We start from the raw sequence: 6,011 nt of genomic DNA, 5'->3' as shown, positions 1-6,011 counted from the left end.
GTGCGATCGTCGCTTTCTGATATCCATCGCTCGCCTCCACTTTCGAAGCGTTGCAACGACCGGTTGAATCCGCCTTGGCTGCCCTGGTCCGAGTGGTGCAGCAGCGCATCGGGTTTGCCACGCCGCCAGATCGCCATGACGAGCGCGTCGGTGACGAGTTGCGCCGTCATTGTGTCGCTCATCGACCAGCCGACCACCCGCCTTGAGAACAGGTCGATCACCGCAGCGGCGTACAGCCATCCTTTGGCGGTCCAGATGCAGAGCCTGCCCCCGCGCAGGCGGGGGTGAAGTCGGCCACCCACTTCTGGTGTAAGCATCCGGTGAGGCTTGCAATTACCCATAAGTATTTGAATCGCTTGCGTGCCTCCGAAAGAATATTGTTGAATCAGATGAATCAGTTGTGATTCATTCACGAGCACCGTGATTTTGTTCGTGAGGTGCGCGATGCAGGCCGAAGGCGAAAAACTGCTGCTTGTGGGTGATCACTGGTCGAGCAGCGAGGTTGATGAGACCGCTTTCAGAGATGCCCGTCTCGGGCGTCGGTTCGGCGATTTGCTTCGCCGCCTAAGCGACAGAATGGGAGGAACAATTCCTCTGGCGTGTCAGGACTGGGCGAGCACCAAGGCCGCGTATCGGTTCTTTTCCAACCCAAAGGTCGAGGAAGGCGACATCCTTGCAGGTCATCTCGAGGCGACGAAGGCGCGGTATGCCGCGTCTGACGGACCGATCTTGGTGCTTCAGGATACGACAGAGTTCACCTATCAGCGCCGGAACCCGCACGACGTCGGCTTCACCAAAAGCGTGAACAGTGGTCGCGACAAGAGTGGCCGGCTCCGACACCATGCGGTTTGCGGAATACTTATGCATTCCAGTCTCGTTGTCACCCAGGAGGGGCTTCCCCTCGGCCTGGCCGCGGTCAAATTCTGGAACCGCGATAAGTTCAAGGGCACTGCCCAGCTCAAGCGGAGGATAAACCCGACACGGGTTCCGATCGAAGCAAAGGAGAGCGTTCGTTGGCTCGATAATCTCCGCCAGTCGGTCGCTCTGCTGGGGCAGCCGGATCGGTGTGTTCACGTTGGCGATCGAGAGAGCGACATTTACGAACTCTACTGCCTCGCCAAAGATCTCGGCACCCATTTCGTCGTCCGCACCGTTGTCGACAGGCTCGCTGGTATCGGCGACCACACCGTGAAAACCGAAATGCATGAGGCCCCAAGCGCGGGCATGCATAGCATCGAGGTGAGGGTCGATAATGACACGGTCGAACGTGTAACACTTGATATCCGGTTCAAACGAATCCACGTCTGCCCGCCGATCGGGAAGCAAAAACGCTACCCGGCGCTCGATCTGACGGTGATACATGCATCTGAGGTCGGTGCCCCGTTGGGCCGAAAACCGATCCTGTGGAAGCTCGTCACCGATCTGGAAGTTGCCGACCTCGACGCAGCGGTCGAGAAAATACGTTGGTATTCCGGGCGCTGGAAGATCGAAGTTTTCCATAAGATCCTGAAATCAGGATGTCGTGCCGAGGATGCCAAGCTCCGCACCGCCGATCGTTTAGCCAATCTTGTCGCGCTGTTTTGTATCGTCAGCTGGCGCGTGATGTGGATGACCATGATGGCACGTGCTGCCCCCGACGCCGACCCGGCGATCGCATTTACAGCGACGGAAATTACAATCCTCGACCGCCTCGTTACCGATAGCGGGAACCGCCGAGCAAAGCCGGGCACGCTCCAGCTGTACCTCACCAAATTATCCCGCCTTGGCGGTTATCTCGCGAGGACGTCCGACCCACCGCCCGGAAACACCGTCGTCTGGCGCGGCCTACGACGCCTGGTCGATATCCAGATCGGAGCGGAGCTCGCGACTTGTGGGTAATCGCAAGCCACACCGGAGGGGTACCTTGAAAGAGACAGCAGTATCTATCCGGCGTGACGGCAAGCGTGTCTGGCGTGGCAAGTGTCCTTCAGATCCACAGCTTTTGGCAGCTTTGATCCGCAAACATGCGCCGGCTGCCAAGCGGGTGGTGTTCGAGACTGGACCGCTCTCGGTCTGGTTCTTCCATGCGCTCGCGGCGGAAGGTCTGCCGGTGATCTGCATTGACGCACGCCATGCCAAAGCGGCGCTCGATATGGCCGCGAACAAGACCGACGCCAACGATGCCGACGGACTGGCGCATCTGGCGGAGGTTGGGTTCTACAAGGAGGTGCGGGTCAAGAGCTTCGACAGCATGCTTATGCGCACGCTGGTGGCGGCGCGGACCCGGCTGGTGCGGATCGGCACGGAGCTGTCGAACCAGATCCGGGGCTTGATGAAGACGTTCGGTCTAGTCGTTCCCGCTGTCATGGGCGGCAAGTTCGAGCATCTTGTTCATGCGTTGCTCGCCGACCATACCGACCTGGGGCAGATCATCCGTCCGCTGCTCGACGCCTGGCACGCCGTTCGTCTCCGCGCCGCATAGCTTGGACGCAAGCTGCTGGCGGATGCGCGGCGCAGCGCGGCCTGCCAGTTGTTGATGTCGATCCCAGGGGTCGGTGTCGTGACCGCCACGTCGTTCGTCAGCGCGATCGAGGAGCCCCCCAACTTCAAGCATTCGAGGTCAGTGGGAGCGTTCGTCGGGCTGACAACGCGGCGCTATCAATCGGGCGAGATCGACTATGACGGGCATATCTCCAGACGTGGCGACAGCCACCTGCGCGGCCTGCTCTATGAAGCCGCAACTGTGCTCCTCACGCGCAGCCGATCCGAATGCGATCTACGCAAATGGGGACTGCAGCTGCGAGAAAGGCTCGGCTTCAAACGCGCCACGGTCGCAGTCGCCCGCAAGCTCGCCGTCATCATGCACAGCATGCTGATCACCGGTGAGCCGTTCAGGGAGAAATCCGCCGCAGCTTGAATTCCCGAGCTCGTCCGCGTCGCAAGGCGCCACGAGACGTCCTGCCGGGACGTAGGCTGATCCATTCCGCGACATTCGTTGCACCTTATGCCTTCATGGCGGTGGAGTGCGTGATGAACCTTGGAAGGGTTGCCCGCGAAGCCCCATCATGCGGCGGCACATGTCGACCGCGAAGACGACCATGCTCCCGGCAACGGCATTTCAGAGACCTCTTGCAACCAACGCGATTAGACGACGAAAGTCTGCTATTTCGAATTGCCGCTCAAAAGCGGCCGCGCCGCTTTCCACCCGAATTACCTCGGAAGCAGCCGGTAAGTTAGTCCATCGACGTCGCGCGCGGACCATATCGCATGCAGGTACGAGTTGCGGACTACCAGCACTGGCACTTGCTCCCCATCCGCCGTTCGCTGCTCGAAGCGGAACAGGCGGGATCGTGGCGCCTGCGCGCGCTCGAGCCTGGACAGCAACGCGATCGAGACACCGGCGGCCCTTGCGACCTCTTTTAAGGTAAGTTCTGATGCCAAGCGGATAGCTTTGATCCGCTCTCCAAACGCAATAATCAAACTTCCTTCGACACCCTCGACGAATTCCCGAATTCGGTCAGGCACCTGCTCCGGAGTGACCGGCAGCAGTCGTTCGACCCCCGGCATCTCGTCGATGAAGAACCGCCCTTCCCATTGGGGCCCGGCCGGATGCGCGACGTGCTCCCAACCGAGCTCGAGGGCGTCAAGCAACAGGTCTAGTGTCGTGGGCCCTGGCCACGCCGCACCGCGCTCAATGTCGGAGAGTGTCTGCCGGCTGACACCGACCTTGGCCGCGATCTGAGCTTGGGTACCGTACTGATCGTCGCCAAGCCTCCCTTGGCGTCGATCCTTAAGGAATTTGCCAAGATCGTCACGCAACCGTCCTGCACCCCTTGGTAGCAGCATCCGGGCTGATGGGGCGCGGCTGCGCGACATGTCAGCATTTTCACATTTCTCATGGTCCGACACAAATACTTTGTCGGCTTTTTGCGTGAGGCGACTGCGAGTTCCTAAAACCGGTGAATGCTCCAGCATCAAGCCGCAACAACCGTACCTGATCCTGCACGGGTGTCCGAGGGAGCCACATCAATTCGGCTGGCCGACATCGACGATCTGTTACTGACATTGCTTGCGAAACGCCTAGCGCGCGCACTCATGCTCGATCAGGATCGTGGTGACGAGCCGCTCAATATCGAAAATTCAGACTAGCGCATCAATGATTAGCGATTTTAGCAGCTGACTGACATCAGGGAACCGAGTGACCAGCGGTTGATTCCCCGAAGAGTCGTCAGGATCATCCCGTCGGTACCCAGCGGCGCAGCACCTACGAGGAGACTATCGTGAGCGAACCAGCCATCGCCTATGGCCGCAAGAGCTTCGATGACCCGGACGAGCGCACGTCTTCGGTCGATGACCAGCACCTCTTCGCCGAAGCATATGCGCGCTCGCATGGCTTCGATCTGCTCGGCTTCTACGGCGATGACGGGATCACGGGCGCGACGATGGAGCGGCCGGGCCTGCAGGCGGCGCTCAAGGTGCTCGCTTCGGGGAAGATCAGGATCCTCATCATCGAAGACGTCGACCGGCTCGGGCGCGACGCGGAGCATATCCACCACATGGTGAAGCTGTTCCGGCTGTATCAGGTGACCGTCCATACGGTTTCAACCGGTCGCATCGACGACCTCGTGTTCGCCTTCAAAGCCATTATCGGCGAACAGCAGCGAATGCGCATCGCCTACACGACACGCCGCGGCCTAAAGGGCAAGGCGCGCCGCGGCGGCGTGACCGGAGGGAAAGTTCTCGGTTACCGACGCGAGATCACCGGACAGGACGCAGGCGGGCGCGACGTTGACCGGCTGGTGATCGACGATCCGCAGTCCGAGCTGGTGCAGCGCATCTTCAACCTTTATTCCGAGGGACAGAGCCTGAAGCAGATCTGCGCGATCTTGAACCGGGATGGCATCCCCTCCCCGCGCGCCCGAGAGCGTGGAAAATACAACGCCGGCGTCTGGAACCCGACGACTCTGTCGGGCGACCCGAGCCTCGGCGAGGGCATCCTCAACAACGAGATTTATATCGGGCGCCGCATCTTTAATCGTCGGATCTGGGTCGAGGTCCCCAATGACAATCGCGGCTTTTCGCGCCGCCCGCGCCTCAACCCCGAAACGGAGTGGATCATCAATGATCAGCCCGAATTGCGCATCATCGACCAGACACTGTGGGATGCGGTGAAGGTCCGTCAGAAAGAAGCGCGCGCGGCGCGCGACGCGAAGTACAAGCTGACGGGCAATCCGCTGGGGGGCGCAAAACGCCCTGCCCACCTACTGTCCGGGCTCGTCACATGCGGAGCTTGCGAGGCGCCCTTTCTTGCGACCGGTGCCGGCCGCTGGCGCTGCAAGAGTCATCGCACCGGGACCTGCACCAACGGGTCTATCACGACCCGGGAACTCGAGGAGCGCGCATTGGCTGGCATCCGCGACCGGCTTCTGACCCCAGAAATCATTGGTCGCTTCGCTGCGAAGCTCCAGACGGAGCTCGAGGCGATGCATCGCGCCAACCATGCAGATCGCCATCACGTAGAAGGCGAGCTTGTCGAGACGCGCCGGCGCATCGCCAAGCTCGTGTCGCGGATCGAGGAAGACGACGATGCACCGCGCGCATTGACCGTCCGTTTGAAGGAACTTGAGACGATCGAGGCAGGTTTGGAGATTGCTCTGGTCAAAGCACCTGAGCCGACGGTCGTGCGGCTGCCGGCGAACTATGAAGCCGTCTATAGCCGGGCGGTCGCCGAACTCGAGACACATCTGTCCTCGAGCGATGGCGCGGTCGCTCGGCAAGCGATCCGACCAATCATCGAGAAGATCGTCGTGCAGCCCGGCAGCGCGCGAGGTGGGAAGCGTCGCCCGATTCAGCTTTACGGCGACCTGTATCGAATGCTGGAATTTGCGCAGAGTGCGTGTGCCCCGAACGCACAAAAGCCCCGTCCGGTGAGGGACGGGGCATTTGTGATACCGTTGGTTGCGGGGACAGGATTTGAACCTGTGACCTTCAGGTTATGAGCCTGACGAGCTACCGGGCTGCTCCACCCCGCG

At 60.8% G+C, this 6,011-nt stretch carries 3 protein-coding genes, 1 tRNA gene and 2 pseudogenes; 3 read left to right on the top strand and 3 right to left on the bottom strand.

Annotation, left to right across the window (positions count from 1 at the left end):
* Nucleotides 1-74: 74 nt before the first annotated feature.
* Nucleotides 75-310: pseudogene (locus IE187_RS20950) on the bottom strand (DDE-type integrase/transposase/recombinase); the annotation flags it as partial.
* 134 nt (nt 311-444) lie between these two features.
* On the opposite strand from IE187_RS20950, the gene IE187_RS20945 reads away from it, so the two are divergent.
* Both IE187_RS20945 and IE187_RS20940 read left to right on the top strand, forming a co-directional pair.
* Nucleotides 445-1,878, top strand: coding sequence for an IS4 family transposase (locus IE187_RS20945; RefSeq protein WP_229839640.1), 1,434 nt, complete (start codon nt 445-447; stop codon nt 1,876-1,878).
* Nucleotides 1,871-2,896, top strand: a pseudogene (locus IE187_RS20940) (IS110 family RNA-guided transposase). Before IE187_RS20945 ends, IE187_RS20940 begins: the two are co-directional and overlap by 8 nt.
* Nucleotides 2,897-3,189: 293 nt before the next feature.
* On the opposite strand, the gene IE187_RS20935 reads toward IE187_RS20940, so the two are convergent.
* A complete protein-coding gene (locus IE187_RS20935) occupies nt 3,190-3,798 on the bottom strand; it encodes a helix-turn-helix transcriptional regulator (RefSeq protein ID WP_189677934.1) in 609 nt (202 codons plus the stop codon).
* Between the two features lie 461 nt (nt 3,799-4,259).
* On the opposite strand from IE187_RS20935, the gene IE187_RS21770 reads away from it, so the two are divergent.
* Nucleotides 4,260-5,978, top strand: a complete 1,719-nt coding sequence (locus IE187_RS21770; RefSeq protein ID WP_368855618.1) for a recombinase family protein — start codon at nt 4,260-4,262, stop codon at nt 5,976-5,978.
* Here the strand turns inward: IE187_RS21770 and IE187_RS20920 are convergent.
* A tRNA-Met gene (locus IE187_RS20920) sits at nt 5,935-6,011 on the bottom strand. The genes IE187_RS21770 and IE187_RS20920 overlap by 44 nt on opposite strands.

The organism is Sphingomonas glacialis, from assembly GCF_014653575.1.
GTDB lineage: Bacteria > Pseudomonadota > Alphaproteobacteria > Sphingomonadales > Sphingomonadaceae > Sphingomonas > Sphingomonas glacialis.
This window is presented reverse-complemented; position numbering and strand designations above follow the sequence as displayed.